At 37.1% G+C, this 15,987-nt stretch carries 18 protein-coding genes; all 18 read right to left on the bottom strand.

Annotation, left to right across the window (positions count from 1 at the left end; translation table 11 throughout):
- Nucleotides 1–4 precede the first annotated feature (4 nt).
- Nucleotides 5–745 (bottom strand): TIGR03936 family radical SAM-associated protein, encoded by a 741-nt coding sequence (locus AMET_RS11370; RefSeq protein ID WP_012063433.1) that lies wholly within the window; start codon nt 743–745, stop codon nt 5–7.
- Nucleotides 742–2,583: a TIGR03960 family B12-binding radical SAM protein gene (locus AMET_RS11365; RefSeq protein WP_012063432.1), complete on the bottom strand. Its 1,842-nt coding sequence runs from the start codon at nt 2,581–2,583 to the stop codon at nt 742–744. Before AMET_RS11365 ends, AMET_RS11370 begins: the two co-directional genes overlap by 4 nt.
- A gap of 78 nt (nt 2,584–2,661) precedes the next feature.
- A complete protein-coding gene (locus AMET_RS11360) occupies nt 2,662–3,579 on the bottom strand; it encodes a M50 family metallopeptidase (RefSeq protein ID WP_012063431.1) in 918 nt (305 codons plus the stop codon).
- 27 nt (nt 3,580–3,606) lie between these two features.
- Nucleotides 3,607–4,302, bottom strand: coding sequence for a M23 family metallopeptidase (locus tag AMET_RS11355; RefSeq protein WP_012063430.1), 696 nt, complete (start codon nt 4,300–4,302; stop codon nt 3,607–3,609).
- Between the two features lie 213 nt (nt 4,303–4,515).
- Nucleotides 4,516–4,920, bottom strand: a complete 405-nt coding sequence (gene mgsA / locus AMET_RS11350) for a methylglyoxal synthase (RefSeq protein ID WP_012063429.1) — start codon at nt 4,918–4,920, stop codon at nt 4,516–4,518.
- Between the two features lie 17 nt (nt 4,921–4,937).
- Nucleotides 4,938–5,222 carry a cell division topological specificity factor MinE gene (gene minE, locus AMET_RS11345; RefSeq protein ID WP_012063428.1) on the bottom strand — a complete coding sequence of 95 codons (285 nt, stop codon included), beginning with the start codon at nt 5,220–5,222 and terminating at the stop codon, nt 4,938–4,940.
- Nucleotides 5,223–5,241: 19 nt separating this feature from the next.
- Nucleotides 5,242–6,039 (bottom strand): septum site-determining protein MinD, encoded by a 798-nt coding sequence (gene minD / locus AMET_RS11340; RefSeq protein WP_012063427.1) that lies wholly within the window; start codon nt 6,037–6,039, stop codon nt 5,242–5,244.
- Between the two features lie 25 nt (nt 6,040–6,064).
- Nucleotides 6,065–6,697, bottom strand: a complete 633-nt coding sequence (gene minC / locus AMET_RS11335) for a septum site-determining protein MinC (protein WP_012063426.1) — start codon at nt 6,695–6,697, stop codon at nt 6,065–6,067.
- 137 nt (nt 6,698–6,834) lie between these two features.
- Entirely contained in the window at nt 6,835–9,690 is a 2,856-nt protein-coding gene (locus AMET_RS11330; protein WP_242661437.1) for a penicillin-binding transpeptidase domain-containing protein, read from the bottom strand.
- A 13-nt stretch (nt 9,691–9,703) separates the two neighbouring features.
- The gene (gene mreD, locus AMET_RS11325; RefSeq protein WP_012063424.1) at nt 9,704–10,201 is read right to left on the bottom strand and encodes a rod shape-determining protein MreD; all 498 of its coding nucleotides are present in this window, start codon (nt 10,199–10,201) and stop codon (nt 9,704–9,706) included.
- A gap of 1 nt (nt 10,202) precedes the next feature.
- A complete protein-coding gene (mreC, locus tag AMET_RS11320) occupies nt 10,203–11,045 on the bottom strand; it encodes a rod shape-determining protein MreC (protein WP_012063423.1) in 843 nt (280 codons plus the stop codon).
- Between the two features lie 15 nt (nt 11,046–11,060).
- On the bottom strand, nt 11,061–12,092 hold the full coding sequence (locus tag AMET_RS11315) for a rod shape-determining protein (RefSeq protein WP_012063422.1): 1,032 nt from the start codon (nt 12,090–12,092) through the stop codon (nt 11,061–11,063).
- A gap of 28 nt (nt 12,093–12,120) precedes the next feature.
- Nucleotides 12,121–12,819, bottom strand: a complete 699-nt coding sequence (gene radC, locus AMET_RS11310; RefSeq protein ID WP_012063421.1) for a RadC family protein — start codon at nt 12,817–12,819, stop codon at nt 12,121–12,123.
- Nucleotides 12,820–12,843: 24 nt separating this feature from the next.
- Nucleotides 12,844–13,422: a Maf family protein gene (locus tag AMET_RS11305; RefSeq protein ID WP_012063420.1), complete on the bottom strand. Its 579-nt coding sequence runs from the start codon at nt 13,420–13,422 to the stop codon at nt 12,844–12,846.
- 8 nt (nt 13,423–13,430) lie between these two features.
- The gene (locus AMET_RS11300; protein ID WP_012063419.1) at nt 13,431–13,679 is read right to left on the bottom strand and encodes a DUF4321 domain-containing protein; all 249 of its coding nucleotides are present in this window, start codon (nt 13,677–13,679) and stop codon (nt 13,431–13,433) included.
- Between the two features lie 21 nt (nt 13,680–13,700).
- Nucleotides 13,701–14,222 (bottom strand): Gx transporter family protein, encoded by a 522-nt coding sequence (locus tag AMET_RS11295; RefSeq protein ID WP_012063418.1) that lies wholly within the window; start codon nt 14,220–14,222, stop codon nt 13,701–13,703.
- Nucleotides 14,223–14,397: 175 nt separating this feature from the next.
- Entirely contained in the window at nt 14,398–15,384 is a 987-nt protein-coding gene (locus AMET_RS11290; protein WP_012063417.1) for an RnfABCDGE type electron transport complex subunit B, read from the bottom strand.
- Nucleotides 15,385–15,396: 12 nt separating this feature from the next.
- The gene (rsxA, locus tag AMET_RS11285) at nt 15,397–15,987 is read right to left on the bottom strand and encodes an electron transport complex subunit RsxA (protein ID WP_012063416.1); all 591 of its coding nucleotides are present in this window, start codon (nt 15,985–15,987) and stop codon (nt 15,397–15,399) included.

Raw genomic sequence — 15,987 nt, 5'->3', positions numbered from 1 at the left:
GCCCCTAACTTTCAATAATCTTCTCTAAGCCTTCTAAGGGCGTCATCTTTTCCCCATTTATTTCTTTAAATAAATCGACTCTATGAATCCTTACTGTTTGTAGATCAATAGATGCCTCCATCTCTTCATTTATGATTCCAAGCACCACCTCAGGCTTTAAATTACCTTCACTTCCTGCTACTAAAAGCATGCTCATAAGGGTCATTTCTTCATTGGAATCCATCAGCTCAAGGTTAATGATTTGATCTCTAATATTGACTTCCCGTCTCGTTACTTGTTTTCTTCTACCAACTTTTTTTGTTTTTTCTTTAGTAATCATGACTTCATCTCTGTTTAAAAGGTTTTCTATTGTCGTTTTTAAAGCTTTATTTTCATTGGAGCCTAAGGGTATCTTCACCAAGTATGAAGCATATTGGATAATAGACATCAGTGATTTCTCCCTGTTGCTTATCACTTTACTTTCCACTAGTTGCAAGCCAATAGGTAGTGCTTCATTTAGCTTTTCCATAAAAAATTGCGGTTCTAGATTTTCCTTAAACTGAATATCAATATATTCACCTTCACTTGATATGCCAAGTCCTAAAGCAGCGGCAAAAGCCATAATCGGATGGGGGTTAAACCCTTGTGTATATGCAATAGGAATATTAACTCTTCTGATGGCTCTTTCAAATACCCTGATGACATCTAGGTGTGAAATAAATACCATATCATCTTTTTTATAAAAACGTGACCTAATTTTCATCATTTGCATATTCCCCCTGTTTCCATCTGGGTAATCCCACAAGCAGCACAACTGGTTCGACAATTATCTGTTAATTCCTCATTTTTGGCTTTCTCACTTTCTTTTATTAAAAACTGTTTTGTCACACCGATGTCAATATGATCCCATGGTAATATCTCGTCATATTCACGTTTTCGAGATACATAGAAATTTGGATCCATATTGCATTTTTCAAAAATACTCATCCACTTATGATAACTAAAATGTTCCTGCCAGCTATCAAACTTACAGCCTTCCTGCAGTGCCATGGCTAACACTTTCGATAACTTTCGATCTCCCCGGGCAAATACAGCTTCTAAGAAACTTGTTTTTGCATCATGGTAGTTATAGGTAATGCTTTTATGCTTTAATTCCTTCATTAAATAGCTTTGTTTTTCATCAATATCCTTTTGTGTATCTTGAGGTTCCCATTGAAATGGTGTGAAAGCCTTAGGCACAAAGGTTGAAGTGCTGACAGTTACATTAAGTCCTTTTCCTCTCAAGGCCTTTGGTGCCTGATGATATGTCTCGATGACATCCATAGCTAAATCCTTAATTCCAAGTAGGTCATCAAATGTCTCCGTAGGTAATCCAATCATAAAATACAGCTTGACACTACTCCATCCCGATGCAAAGGCCTTAGTCGTAGCTTGTACCAAGTCATTTTTTGTTAATCCTTTATTGATTACATCTCGTAGCCTTTGACTTCCTGCCTCTGGGGCAAATGTTAACCCCGTTTTTCTAACCTTTTGAATTTCTTCAATTAATTCTAAAGAGAAACTATCCAGTCTCAAGGAAGGTAAAGAAATCCCTACTTTATCTTCTTCATATTTATCAATGAGGTGTCTGACCAATGGATCTAGCCCTGTATAGTCACTTGTGCTTAATGAAGCTAGAGAGACCTCTTCATACCCTGTGCTTTTTAATAGTTTTTCTGCAAAATAGCCTACCTTATCAGGGGTTTTTTCCCGCACAGGCCTGTAAATCATTCCAGCTTGGCAAAACCGACATCCTCTGATGCAACCTCTGAAAATTTCAAGCATCACCCGGTCATGAACAATATCTAAATAAGGAACGATAATCTCTTCAGGGTAGAAGCTTTCGTCTAGATTATGAATAAATCGTTTTTGAATTCGCTGTGGTACCCCTTCAATTTCAGACTTAAAAGTTTTAATTGTTCCATCCTCAAAATAGGCTACCTCATATAGAGAAGGGACATATACACCTTGAATTTTAGCAGCTTCAACTAAGAATTTCCCTCTATTATACTGGTCTTTTCTTAGGCTTTCATACAAGGCAACTAATTCTAGGGTAACCTCTTCTCCTTCACCTAATATCACAATATCTACAAAATCCGCAATCGGTTCCGGATTATAGGCACAAGGTCCTCCTACTAAAATAATGGGATGATTATTTTCTCTTTCTTTACTGAAAAGAGGAATTTGGGCAAGATCTAACATATTTAAAATGTTTGTATAGCTTAATTCATATTGTAATGTAAAGCCAACAAAATCAAAATGAGTGATTGCTTCCCTGCTTTCTAAGCCAAATAGGGGTATGTTTGTTTTTCTCATTTCTTCTTCCATGTCTACCGCTGGAGCAAAAACCCTTTCACAGTATATGTTTGACTCATTATTAAGCAAGTGATATAAAATCTGCATTCCCAAGTGACTCATACCAATCTCATAGATATCAGGAAAGCAGAAAGCAAATCTAATCAACCCTTCATCAGTAGGCTTATGTACACTATTTAGTTCGTTCCCTAAATATCTAGCTGGTTTTTCAACTCTATATAGTAGCTCCTCAATTTTGATTTTTTGCATTTGTATTCCTCCATTCAAATCTTCTCTTAGGTTTTAGTACCTTCTGAAAAATATGTCATCTAATAGTATATGACATCCTCAATCATTTGAAAACACTTTATTCAATTCTTTTCCTTTACTCAAAGAGACTAATAGGGTTTCCAAAGAGGTATTTACTGTTGCCTCCACCATACCTTGTAATACCTGACTTTCTGTTAATTGGCCTATCACTTCTCCCTTGGTATTGATCACTGTTACAATATAATATTTATCCACCTTAAACTCATGATATATTTCTTTTAAAGTTAAAAACTCCAATGCAACAATATACTTAGCCTCCATCTTGCCTAGTTGCAATAAATTCACCTTTTTACTTATCATCTCTTGCATGACAATATAATCTAGCATCTCATCTTGCTGTTCTACTCTCATCCATATGAAAATAGCTAGCAATATAATATATACATATCTAATATCTTTTATGGAAAACCATAGACCTAACAAGAATAATATCATACTACAGACCTTACTTAAATATATCATGACCGTAGTTGCTTTTTTAATACCAAAATAAGTGGTTAGATTTGAACGCAAAATCCTTCCACCATCTAGAGGCAAAATTGGAATTAGGTTGAATAACCCAATAGATAAGTTGGCATATAAAAAAAATTCATATATACCTATGGGTGATTCAATATATTTTCCAATTGCTTTAGCAAGGATGAAAAGAACTATATTTGATAAAGGCCCCGCCAATGCAATGATTGTTTCTTCTCTTGGTTTTTTTTCTAAGTAATATGTAGTTCTAGCCACACCTCCAAAGGGAAATAATTCGATCTCCGTTACTGGTATATCATAATACGAAGAGATCAAACTATGTGATAGCTCATGAATTGTAATAATAATCATGATTGTGGTTAATTCCAATAAATACCCCATTAATAGACTAATAAAAAGAAAAGGAAATAGTAAGAAGTTGATTTTAATTTTAATTCCTTTAATGATAAATAAATTCATAAGTAGGGTTCCTTTATTTTGATCTTTTTAATTTTTGACTCCTAGATAGTCCGATGGATCAACTAGTTCATTTCGATACCAAAGTTCAAATCGTAATTGCTCTGAACTCACCCCAATCACATCTCCTTTATTCACGATTTCATTCACTCCCATTTGACTTTCTTGTAAATGTTTATAAACAGACAAAAGCTCACCCTTATGCTTAATCACGACAAATTTACCCACCAATTGATTAGAACCGGTCTCTATGACAACCCCATCCTCCGCTGCTACTATCACTTCTCCTTCTATACCCGTAATGACAACTGCCCTATGTTCCTTTATTGATTGCATGATTTCACTCTCATGTAACTCAGCCTCTGTACCGGACAACGGAAATAAAAGGCCGTTGTTACTACTTCCATTGAAGTCTATGAAACCCAGTAAATCCTCTCCTTTTTGCATTGCCTTCTGGACAATATTTATTGTATGCTGATAATACTCGGTTACCGTAATTTGATTTTTTAACTGATAATCAATTTGCTCACTCATTTGTTTAAATCCATCTACTTGAATGCTTTTTATCCCTAATATAACAATCAATATCAAAACACTGATGGCGGTCCGAATCATTGTCTTTTTAAACCAGTCCATTAGATTAAATTCTTTTACCTGATCCCGCTTCTCTGCAATTCTATTTTTAAAAATCCCCACCATTTCATAATTCTTCTGTGGTACACCCATATTTTCACCCCTTTGCCTGGAAATCCCTACTATAGTATATTGATTATACTGCTGTTTTATTACACTATATAATGGGTCTTGGATCGGGTGAAATCATAGTGATGCAGTTAATAATCAACTCCTTTGATGCTTGCACATCCACTCACAGAACACATAAATAAAAGGGAGAGATTGCTAAGTTATCTAGCAATCTCTCCCTTTTATAGCCTTCATTTATCCTCTTTCTTTAACACGCTCTCGCCAATCTAAATCGCCTCGTTCTAAAGCTCTTATTAATATCTCAGCTGTGGCAATGTTAGTGGCCACTGGTATCATATGTACATCACACAGTCGAATCAGCGCTTGTATATCAGGTTCATGTGGTTGGGCTGTCAGAGAATCCCTCAAAAAAATCACCACATCCATCCGATTATTGGCTATTTCAGCACCAATTTGTTGATCGCCACCTAACGGTCCCGATTGAAACCTTGTGACCTTCAAGTTGGTTTCTTCCATGATTCTTTTTCCAGTTGTCCCCGTGGCATATAATTGATGGTTTAATAAAATGAGTTCATATGCTGTTGTAAAGTTAATCATCATTTTCTTTTTATTATCGTGGGCGATCAATGCAATATTCATCTAAACCTCCTGTTTAATTAACGACTTCTTTCTTTCATTTTTTTTATCGGAATATTCGCCACTAAGGCCGGTACAGATTGTTCATCAAAATCACGCTTTGTTGTGGTCAATTTTATCTCCAAGCCGACTTCGTCAATCTCCACATAGTCTGAAATCACCTTAATGATATCCTCTTTCAGCATTTCAAGAAAGCGAGGAGAGCAATTAGTTCTGTCATGAACTAAAACTAGCTTTAATCTCTCTTTTGCCACCTTTTTACTTGTTCCATTATCCTTACTAAAAAATTTAAATAAATCCATCATTTTTCTCCTCCTCCCATTCTTATTTTCGTAGTCCAAATGCTTTTCTTAACCTAGACATAAATCCTTCTTCTGCCTCCATGTTGACAAAGGGCACTTCTTCTCCTGAAATTCGCTTGGCAATATTACGATAAGCTTGTCCAGCTAATGACTGTAGATCTGTTACTGCTGGTTCTCCCTTGTTTGTGGATATGACAATTGATTCGTCATCGGGAACAACACCAATTAAGTCTATGGCTAGGATATCAATCATATCATCAATATTCATCATGTCTCCCCTACGGACCATATCATATCTTATCCGGTTAACAATAAGCTGTGGATCTTGTAATTCAGCAGCTTCTAATAGGCCTATAATTCGATCTGCATCTCTTACAGCAGAAATTTCTGGTGTTGTCACAACAATTGCACGATCTGCACCTATAATCGCATTTTTAAAACCTTGCTCAATACCAGCAGGACAATCAATTAAAACATAGTCAAATAATTCCCGCAGTTCATCAGTTAGCTTTTTCATTTCCTCTGGTTTGATTGCAGTTTTATCCTTTGTTTGCGCAGCAGGCAGTAGATATAACCCTTCATATCGTTTATCTCTAATCAACGCTTGCTTTAATCGACAAACCCCTTCTACAATATCAACAATATCGTATACAATACGATTTTCTAGCCCCATGACCACATCTAAGTTCCTAAGTCCAATATCTGCATCCACCACGACCACTTTATACTCTAATTGGGCCAACCCTGTACCTAGGTTAGCTGTTGTTGTTGTTTTACCCACACCACCTTTACCTGATGTGATTACAATCACTTCTCCCATTGTATTTCCCCCCTGCTTCTTCTATTTATTTTTTGGTTAGATAAGGTTCAATATATACCATATTATCTTTTATTCTTGCTAATTCAGGCCCATTGGGTTTTTCATACTCTCCGTCCGGAGCTCGTGTAATGATATCTCCGATTCTAAGCTGCATAGGGTCTAAATAAAAAGCAGCCACACAAGCGTTTATATTTCCATTTGCTCCTGCATGGGCAATTCCTCTTAGACTCCCCATTACAATAATATTACCATAGGCAGTGATTTGGGCTCCAGGATTGACATCACCTAAAATAACAATATTTCCTTCATAGGCAATTTTTCGTCCCGAGCGCAAAGTACCACTAATAAACTTAGTGACACCTTCATTAATTCCGTCAAAAACAGAGTCCTGAGGAACTTCTTCAATGTTCGCTACTTCTTTTTTATGAATAATCATTTGATATCGATTTGTCATTAGGTTTTCAAGTTCTTTCCGTTCTTCAAAGGATAAACTGTCGCATTCAATGTCTGCAATTTCGGCTCCCTTGAAAAAACTTTCAGTATGCTCTAGTTTTTGAATTAATTGTGTTTTGATTAGATTAAAATCAATCTCCGGCTTAATTCGAACTAAAATTCCCTTTTTGGTTCCTTTGAATTCGATCACATTATCTTGTGTCACCAGTCACTACCTCCACCGCTAAATTGTTACTCTATTTATATTTCTCCACATGTTTTTTAATTCCTTCTTTTCATGTTTAAAAAAGACAAGTACTTTAGTCTCTATTTTATATCTTTTTCTACAAAAATAGGCCAGCCTTATCTGGCTAACCTATTATCAATCATAAAGGGTTCTTGATGCTCTAATGCATTAAGCCCCATGTATTCAGCTACAATCTCTCTAAGAATCGGAGCTCCATATCCTCCAGATCCCCCTTGAAAAATCAATACTGTGATGGCGATTTCCGGATCATCGTAGGGTGCAAAGCCTGTAAACCATGCATAATGATCATAGTCTTCCTTAAATCGATCCAAATCAGCATCTTTGATACTTGGATTGAGGGCTTTGATTGCTTGCCTCATGGCATATCCTCTATCTTGAAATCTTGCATTATCACGATTCGCTTCCATTAACTCATCTGTTTTTAACGCGACTGCTTCTTCTGACACTTGGAAGCTTCTCATGTGCTGTTTCAGATAAACTTCTTCGTCAATTGGAGGTATTTTTCCTGACCTCTGAGCCGTACCGGTTTTAGCTGCCACTTTTATTGGAAATTGATTAAAATAATTCCTTGCTGATCCGATGTTGCTGATGCTACTTTCTGTTACCATTAACATCCCATAATTAACCTCATCTAAATTACCATAGTCATTTAGTTCAATTTTTTCAACTAGCTCGGGTGGATACAGCATCGTATTGCTCCCATCAAATGACTGCGTCTTTCTGACAGTACTCACATTATATCGATATCCTCCGTTTGCTAAAATAGCCATATAATTTGTCATTTGAATGGGTGTGTAGGTATGTTCCCCTTGTCCAATGGCAAAGTTCATTGTATCTGCCACACTCCATCTTGCTTGGTTGTAGTAACTATACTTCACAATATCTGTGTATAAACTAACCTTTTCTTCTCTTAACCCTAGTTCTAAGAGTCGATTGTAGAGTACTCCCCGAGATGGGTTTTCATCAGCCCAGTCGACAATTTGCTCTATAATCTCATCTAAAACGATTCTACTCACTTCTACCTTTGTCTCATCCAGATCTTCTACACTCATCTGACGATTCAGGTGATTTCTCAGCATCACTTTTACTGTTCTTAGCTTATTTTCAATGCTTGGAACGCCACCGGATCTTTCTCTTGGTACTTGAATTTCGATTCCTGTTCGTTCATCAAGACCAAGTTTTTTGGTGTAATCCACCAGTATGTCCATGTTCATTCGTATGGGCAATGGTCTACTGCTCCCATAGTCATATCCATTAGCTAATGAGTAGAAATAGTAATTATTTGATTGGGCTATGGCTTGGGCTAGGTTTTGTCGTCCCATGGTTCCTCTTCTTGTATTCCACAACCAGTTACCAAAGGAGTGTCCTCCTACCTGGATAAACCCTCGATCTAGAATTTCATATTTGGGACTTAACCCTTGGTCAATACCAGCCAGCCCTACAGCCATTTTAAATGTAGACCCTGGCTGAATGGCTGTGCTGAGAGCGATGTTTTGCAAAGGTCTTGGGGCCAAAGGATCTCGTTCATTCTCAGGCATTAATGCTTGCCAATCAGTCATACTAATCCCCGTGGCAAAATTGTTAGGGTCATAGGATGGATAATTTGCTAAGGCCAGCAGTTCTCCAGTTTTAACATCGGTTACAACCACAGAGCCAGATGTGGCATTTGACATGCGTCCACTAGTTCCTAAATAATTCGTATTCCCCCATCGACTTTCATAGATACCACCTGCTTGTAATGTTGTTAACACTTCTTCTAATGTTTCCTCTGCCACTCTTTGTAAGTTGGCATCAATCGTCAGATATAGGGTATCTCCAGGAATCGGCTCTTTTCTTTCTACTACATCAATTAATCTACCCCTGGCATCCACAATCATGCGTTGGGAGCCATCTTTCCCCTTTAGTGTTTCTTCGAAACTATGTTCTAGACCTGTTTTTCCAATGATATCACTAGCCAAATAGTTGAGTTCTCTGACAAAGCGATCAATCTCATGTTGCTGTGATATTTTCCCTAATGATCCTAATAAATGCGATGCTAACTTGTCATTAGGATAGTATCTTATGGGTTCTACAGCAATATTAACACCGGGAAGATCATATATATTTTCTTCGATTTGAGCCACTGCCGATGCAGAAATATCCTGTGCTAATTTGACAGGTTGATATTGTAAATACCCCTGGTTTCTCAAGTGTTCTCTAACAACCATAATTTTTCGCGCCTCTAGATCTGAATATGTTTCAGGAATTTTATAAATCTCTTCTCGTAACATTTTAAATGCATCGTACGCGCTAACCTCAAAATCAGTTATATGATACCCCTGAAGCCACTGGTCTTTCCGCATCTCATCAATAAACTTCCACGTAAGGATTGAAATTGGCACACTTAAATTAGGGATTTCTATAAATTGTTGCTGTATCTCAAGAGCGATTCTATTTTCTTCAGCTTCAACGATTTCTTCGATTGTGACGTCCCCTTGAATATCATACCGTCTTCTTAAAATCTCAAAGGCATCTACTGCAGATTTTACTTCTTCTAAACTATGCCTCATTTTCCAACTTTCAATTTCCATATCATAGGTAAAAGCGTAGTCACCTTCTTCAGTGAAAACAATTGGGAAGTCGTCATTGTATCGATTATCATCTTCTTCTAAAATCTCAATGAGCTTCAATGCAACTTCATTAATACTCTCGTCCACAACCTCATTCTTCATTATCTGCAGCGTAAAGCTAGGACGATTCCCAGCTAATAGGCGTCCATATCTATCACGTATTTCACCACGTGCTGCAGTAGCAGGGATACTCTTTACAATCCTGTTTTCCGCCTGTTCCCGATAATGATCACCTTGCACAAGCATTATCGATGCCAATTGAAATGCAATAGCAATAAAGATAGTTGCGACTATCAATATCATTACATTAAAACGGTCCTGTAGTTTTTTGAAAATCATCATTATCACCGTCTATCTAGTATCTTCTTCTTATGGATTTTGTTTTGAATATCTTTGATACATAAATATACACAAATATGGAAACAATAGCATTGTATGCAACTTCTATAATCAACACTCTAGAGAACAAATCTAATATCGTTACTTGATATCTTAATAAATAAAGAAAAAGCACACTAATAAACTCATAAAAAACAGTTGCTCCTACTGTTAACACAAAGGGCACTGCTAAGTGATCTCTCATGATTTTTTGATTCATGGAGCCTACAAAGTAGCCCACTATCATTAAAACCAATGCGTTCACACCAATGATTTGACTAAAGAGAATATCTTGTAGTATTCCTATAAAAAAACCAACCACAGCGCCTTTTTGTTTTCCCATATGAATGGCAAAGGCTATCACAAGAATTAATGCGGTGTTAGGGACAACATTATATATCTTAAAGAATTGAAAGATGGTAGATTGTAAAACAACATTGAGTATGATAATAATACTAATGACTAAAATTTTCACCTTAATTCCCCTCTTGCTCTAGACTTTTCATAACGATTACCTTGCTCATCCTTGTGAAGTTTACTTCAGGTTCAACCACAACGGTTTTTAAGAGTTGGTCACTGGATTTTGCCACTTCAACCACTTCTCCAATGACGATTCCCTGAGGATACACGCCTAAAACAGATGTAACTAACTTATCCCCCACAACAACCTCAGCTAATGGATCAAACAAGTACCCTGTCAGTTCACTTGTGATACTTCCGGACAATATCCCTTGTTGGGTATTATCTCTTAGTAGCTGAAAGCTAACAGAACTATTATGGTCAACTATTGAAACAACCTTCGCCCAATAGTCTCCCGCTTCATAAACTCTCCCGACCAAACCATTTGCCTCTAATACAATGTCATTTTTTGATACATTGTGCTTCCTTCCGACATTAATCGTAAAGGTATTAAACCAATTACCGGGATTTTTACCGATGATATTTGCAGCAATTGGTTGATAGTTTTCCTGTTCCTCTATATAGTTCAGCGCATGCTTCAATTCACGCAATTCTTCTAACTCATTGCGTTCTAATCTTAGGTCAATCATCTCTCTTTGTATGATAGCAATGTCTTCTTTTAGTTGTTCATTACTTGCTTTAATCGAGGAAAACTGAACAATAGCCCTGGCATTTTCAGCCACCACATTGGTTGAGGCACTTACTGTCCGTTGCAAAGGAGTCACGATGTTTCCAATCCATCTCTCAACTACCGTCATCTCTTCTCTTTGATTTGATGTCATACTCATCACAATAATGAGAATGATAGCGACAACCGCCACTATCATTGCTACTCTATCCTTTGAAGTTTTTTTAGCCATACCCTTTCACCATCTTTATCGTAGTTTCCTGGGAGTCATTAAAACTCTCTTTAATGTATCAATTTCTTCTATGGTTTTTCCTGTCCCTAGAGCAACACAGTCTAAGGGTTCTTCCGCTATCTGGACAGGCATACCTGTTTCTCTTCGAACTAGTTTATCCAATCCATCGAGCAGAGCACCTCCGCCAGTAAGCATGATGCCAATCTCCATAATGTCGGCAGCCAGCTCTGGTGGTGTTTTTTCTAAAGTATATTTAATGGCCTCCACAACTTGACTGACTGGCTCTCTTAATGCATCCATAATTTCAGTAGATGTGATTTCTAATGTTTTAGGCAGTCCAGAGACTAAATCTCGTCCTCTGACTAGCATTTTTTCTTCCTTTATTTTCTCAAATGCCGATCCTATGGTAATCTTTACTTCCTCTGCAGTTCTTTCTCCAATCATTAAGTTATACTCTCGTTTTATATATTGAGCGATTGCTTCATCTAGCTCATCGCCACCAACCCGTATGGATTTAGCAGTTACAATGCCACCCAGGGAAATAATGGCAACTTCAGTGGTTCCACCTCCCATATCAACGACCATACTTCCTGTTGGCTCTTCAACTGGCAGTCCTGCACCAATGGCTGCTGCCATAGGCTCTTCTATTAAATATGCTTCTCTGGCTCCAGCTTGAAGCGCCGCTTCTTCTACCGCTCGTTTTTCCACCTCTGTCACACCAGAGGGCACACAGACCACCACCCGAGGTTGAACTAAGGTTTTTCTAGGGTATGCCTTTTTAATGAAATATTTCAACATACTTTGGGTGACATCAAAATCTGCAATCACGCCATCTCTCATGGGCCTAATGGCCACAATATTCCCTGGGGTTCTACCAATCATCCTCTTTGCTTCTTCCCCCACTGCTAAAACCGTTTTCGTATCACTTTGGATTGCAACAACTGACGGCTCTCTCAAAACAATACCTTTTCCCCTTACATACACTAATGTATTTGCTGTTCCTAAGTCAATTCCCATATCTCTGGAGAAAAAATTAAACATACCCATTCAAATGCTCCTTCCTAATCTTGTCCATTTACATCATTGATTTTTCCTTTAAACTATAGTATACATTATCACCAATTATAATATGATCTAATACTTCGATTCCAAGTAACTTTCCTGCTTCGACTAATCGTTTCGTTATTCGGATATCTTCACCACTAGGACTAGGATCACCGCTGGGATGGTTGTGTACTAAAATAATTGCAGAGCTACTTCGTTTAATTGCAACCACAAAAACTTCTCTTGGGTGTACAATTGAGGCATTCAAACTACCGATGGAGATGTTTTCAATGGCAATGACCTCATGCTTGGTGTTTAGCAATGCAATATTAAAATATTCTTTTTTAAGATATCTCATTTCCTCCATTAATAAGTTGCTTACATCATCAGGACTTTTAATTCTATAATGATTCACTCTTGAGGTCAATGATATCCGTTTACCTAATTCAACTGCAGCAAGTATTTGACTTGCTTTTGCTATTCCAACACCTTTAATTTGCTGAAGTTCTTCGATTTCACAGTTTTTCAAATGCCGAAGCCCTTCTTCTGAATAGCTTAACACATGAGTTGCTAAATCGATTGCTGACATTTCTTTTGTTCCTGTAGACAAAATAATTGCCAAAAGCTCTGGGTTAGATAAACTTTCTGGTCCATAGTTCAGTAGTTTTTCCCTTGGCCTCTCATTAATAGGCATTTTCTTAATACCTGTTACATATTGTGATTTACCCATAGCCCTCTACACCCGCCTTATTTATTATAAGAGGTTGATGTGAAAATGCTTATGCAAAACTTCCCCTAGTTTACATATCGGTAGACCCACTACATTATAATAATCGCCTACAATTTTCTCGACAAAAACTGCAGCTCTTCCTTGAATACCATAAGCCCCAGCCTTATCCATTGGTTCACCCGTAGCAATATATCTTTCTATTTCCTCATCGGTAATTTTTTTCATATACACTTCTGTGACAACATGATCTATTACAGTATAACCTGATGATGTGTCCAGCACAACTATTCCTGTAATTACCTCATGGACATCACCAGACAAAGTACGCAGGATGTCCCTAGCATCTTGTTTGTTTTTGGGCTTGCCTATAATCCCATTTTTCACGACAATTGTGTCCGCTCCTATAATAATGGCATCCCTATCTATTCTATTCGCCACATCTTCTGCTTTTAGGTAGGCAAGTGTTTCTACAATTTTTGCTGGATGATCCTTTTCATTAAATACTTCATCTACATCGCTAACTATTATATCAAACTTTACATGTAAGTTCTGTAATATTTCTTTTCTTCTGGGAGAATTCGATGCCAATATTAACCTTTCCATTTTTCCACCTACATTTTTTTAAAAATAATGACTGCTAAGAATAGTCCTATCAGGCTTGCAACATTAACACGAATGAGGAAAGTTAGGTTTAAATATATCAATCCTAAATTCACCTCAAAATTCTGAATACCAAGTGGATCTGGTCCATATGATAAAAAAGGAAGCGTTGTTCCAAGGGATGTACCAATGAGTCCCCCTAACACAAACCCTGTAATGACTAATAAAATCAATAGCCATGGGTTTCTATATCTATTCATAGCTTCACCCCTTAACTCAGTCTATATCCCACTAAAATCTTTAAAGCTTATCTTTGCTTTATTTAAAGCAAGGTTAGCAGTTAATCCAATGAAAATTCCGGTAAAAATACTGGTTAACATCATCACAGGTAAATAAATAAACATCCTGGTATTACTAATCATAATACTTGCTACAGTCAATTGTGCAATATTGTGACCTAAAGCACCAAAAACACTGACTCCGATTAAGCTAAAGTACTTACTCAATAATTTGTAAATCACCCACATTATTATTGTACTGACTATTGCCCCTGCCAAGCTGTAAAACATAGAAGTAATCATGCCAGAAGCCAGGCCCCCTAGGATGCTTCTCAGTATGTTTACAGTTAATGCATACTTTAAACCAAACATCACAAGTGTGATTAACCCGATGATATTAGCCAATCCTAGTTTAGCGCCTGGTGCAATACCCATAAAAGGGTTAGGGATAAATGATTCTACAATATGCAAAGCTAAACCTAATGAGGTTAACATGGCCAAATAAGCCACTTTCTTTGTATTCATCTTTAATCACTCTTTCTATTCAATTTACTCTAACGCTTAACTCTTAATTTATTCAATTATCTTTTTCTTAACACATTAAAAGTTTACCACTAAAGAATTAGCGTGACAAGTAGTAAATACAGTTAAAAAGAGTTCCCTCATAGGAACTCTTTCTAACTGCTTGTGTTTTCTACAATTATTTAATCATTGTGATCGCATCTTTGGGGCACTTTTGTTCGCAGACACCACATCCGATACATTTATCTTCAATGATTTTATGATTTTCTTTTAATTCTCCTTCAATTGCATCTACTGGACAATTTTTTTTGCAAATTGTACAACCAATACATAGATCCTCATGAATAAGTGCTTTTTTTCGTTTCTCTAATTGTCCTTCAATTGCCTTAGTAGGACATTTTTCAACACATACGAAACAATTTGTACATTTTTCATAATCAATAAAGGCTAAATTATTTTCAAAGTCAATTGCTTCAAATGGACAACTTTTAACACATATCTTACATGAGATACAGGCAACTCCACATTTTGGTCTAACTACTTTACCTGTCTCTTTATTGTTACATGTGATGATAACGTCTTGCTCATAAGGAACCATATCAATCACGTCCTTAGGACAGACAGCGATACATTTTGTACATCCAGTACATTTTTCTGGATTAATCCTTGCAATACGATTATCTACGATGTCAATTGCATCAAATGGACATTCTCTTACACATGTTCCCAGTCCTAAACAGCCATACTTACATGATTTACTTCCACCGGCAACCATTGTGGCTGCAACGCAATCTTCAACCCCTTGGTAATCAAAGTCTTCTTTACATTTAGAGGTATCACCATTACATATTACTTTAGCAACTTTTTTAACCCCAGCGTTTGCTTCTACACCCATGATCTCCCCAAGAGATTCTGCACATGAAGCGCCGCCAACTGGACATCCTTCAATAGGTGCTTTCCCCTCAACGATGGCTTTAGCAAAAGCCTCACAGCCTGGGTATCCACAGGCACCACAATTGGCGCTGGGAAGTGCATTTCTAACTTCTTCTACCTTAGGGTCTACTTCTACAGCAAATTTCTGAGAGGCATACGCAAGACCTGCACCAAAAACAAGTCCTAGACCTCCTAAGCTCACAATAGGATAAATAACACTACTTAAGTTCATCACATCACCCCTCTATACAAGTCCTGAAAATCCAAGGAACGCCATTGACATTAAACCCGCTGTAACCAGTGCAATTGCAAAGCCTTTAAAAGCTTCAGGAACATTGGAAACTTCCAAACGTTCTCTGATTGCAGCAAATAATACGATGACTAATGTAAAACCTACCGCTGCACCGATTGCATGAAAAGTTGTCTCAATAATATTATACTCAAGTTGAATATTTAAAATCGTTAAACCCAATACTGCACAGTTAGTGGTAATCAGTGGTAGAAACACACCTAGAGATTGATACAGTGTGGGACTGACCTTTTGAATGATCATTTCTACTAATTGTACAATTGAGGCAATCACTAATATAAATGTGATTGTTTGCATGTATTGTAGTTCCAGTGGTACTAAAACTAGATGTTGAATTAGATAAGTCATGATAGAGGCTAGAGCCATAACGAATGTCACTGCCATTCCCATACCAAAAGAAGTCTCCACTTGTTTTGAAACCCCTAAGAAAGGACAAATCCCCAAGAATCTAGAGAGCACAAAGTTGTTAACAAGTATTGCACTGATCAAAATCACAAATATTGATGAAGCTGAGAAATCAACCAT

Origin of the sequence: Alkaliphilus metalliredigens QYMF (genome assembly GCF_000016985.1) — a bacterium.
GTDB classification, from domain to species: Bacteria; Bacillota; Clostridia; order Peptostreptococcales; family Natronincolaceae; genus Alkaliphilus_A; species Alkaliphilus_A metalliredigens.
This window is presented reverse-complemented; position numbering and strand designations above follow the sequence as displayed.

What these genes read in the sequence shown, in the direction of transcription:
- minD (WP_012063427.1), bottom strand. Translation starts at nt 6,039, where the DNA reads ATGGGAGAAGTGATTGTAATCACATCAGGTAAAGGTGGTGTGGGTAAA.
- AMET_RS11355 (WP_012063430.1), bottom strand. Translation starts at nt 4,302, where the DNA reads ATGGGTGTACCACAGAAGAATTATGAAATGGTGGGGATTTTTAAAAAT.
- radC (WP_012063421.1), bottom strand. Translation starts at nt 12,819, where the DNA reads ATGGGTAAATCACAATATGTAACAGGTATTAAGAAAATGCCTATTAAT.
- minE (WP_012063428.1), bottom strand. Translation starts at nt 5,222, where the DNA reads ATGATGGATTTATTTAAATTTTTTAGTAAGGATAATGGAACAAGTAAA.
- AMET_RS11300 (WP_012063419.1), bottom strand. Translation starts at nt 13,679, where the DNA reads ATGAATAGATATAGAAACCCATGGCTATTGATTTTATTAGTCATTACA.
- AMET_RS11365 (WP_012063432.1), bottom strand. Translation starts at nt 2,583, where the DNA reads ATGCAAAAAATCAAAATTGAGGAGCTACTATATAGAGTTGAAAAACCA.
- mreC (WP_012063423.1), bottom strand. Translation starts at nt 11,045, where the DNA reads ATGGCTAAAAAAACTTCAAAGGATAGAGTAGCAATGATAGTGGCGGTT.
- AMET_RS11305 (WP_012063420.1), bottom strand. Translation starts at nt 13,422, where the DNA reads ATGGAAAGGTTAATATTGGCATCGAATTCTCCCAGAAGAAAAGAAATA.
- AMET_RS11295 (WP_012063418.1), bottom strand. Translation starts at nt 14,222, where the DNA reads ATGAATACAAAGAAAGTGGCTTATTTGGCCATGTTAACCTCATTAGGT.
- mgsA (WP_012063429.1), bottom strand. Translation starts at nt 4,920, where the DNA reads ATGAATATTGCATTGATCGCCCACGATAATAAAAAGAAAATGATGATT.
- rsxA (WP_012063416.1), bottom strand. Translation starts at nt 15,987, where the DNA reads ATGGTTGATTTCTCAGCTTCATCAATATTTGTGATTTTGATCAGTGCA.
- AMET_RS11370 (WP_012063433.1), bottom strand. Translation starts at nt 745, where the DNA reads ATGATGAAAATTAGGTCACGTTTTTATAAAAAAGATGATATGGTATTT.
- AMET_RS11360 (WP_012063431.1), bottom strand. Translation starts at nt 3,579, where the DNA reads ATGAATTTATTTATCATTAAAGGAATTAAAATTAAAATCAACTTCTTA.
- AMET_RS11330 (WP_242661437.1), bottom strand. Translation starts at nt 9,690, where the DNA reads ATGATGATTTTCAAAAAACTACAGGACCGTTTTAATGTAATGATATTG.
- AMET_RS11315 (WP_012063422.1), bottom strand. Translation starts at nt 12,092, where the DNA reads ATGGGTATGTTTAATTTTTTCTCCAGAGATATGGGAATTGACTTAGGA.
- AMET_RS11290 (WP_012063417.1), bottom strand. Translation starts at nt 15,384, where the DNA reads ATGAACTTAAGTAGTGTTATTTATCCTATTGTGAGCTTAGGAGGTCTA.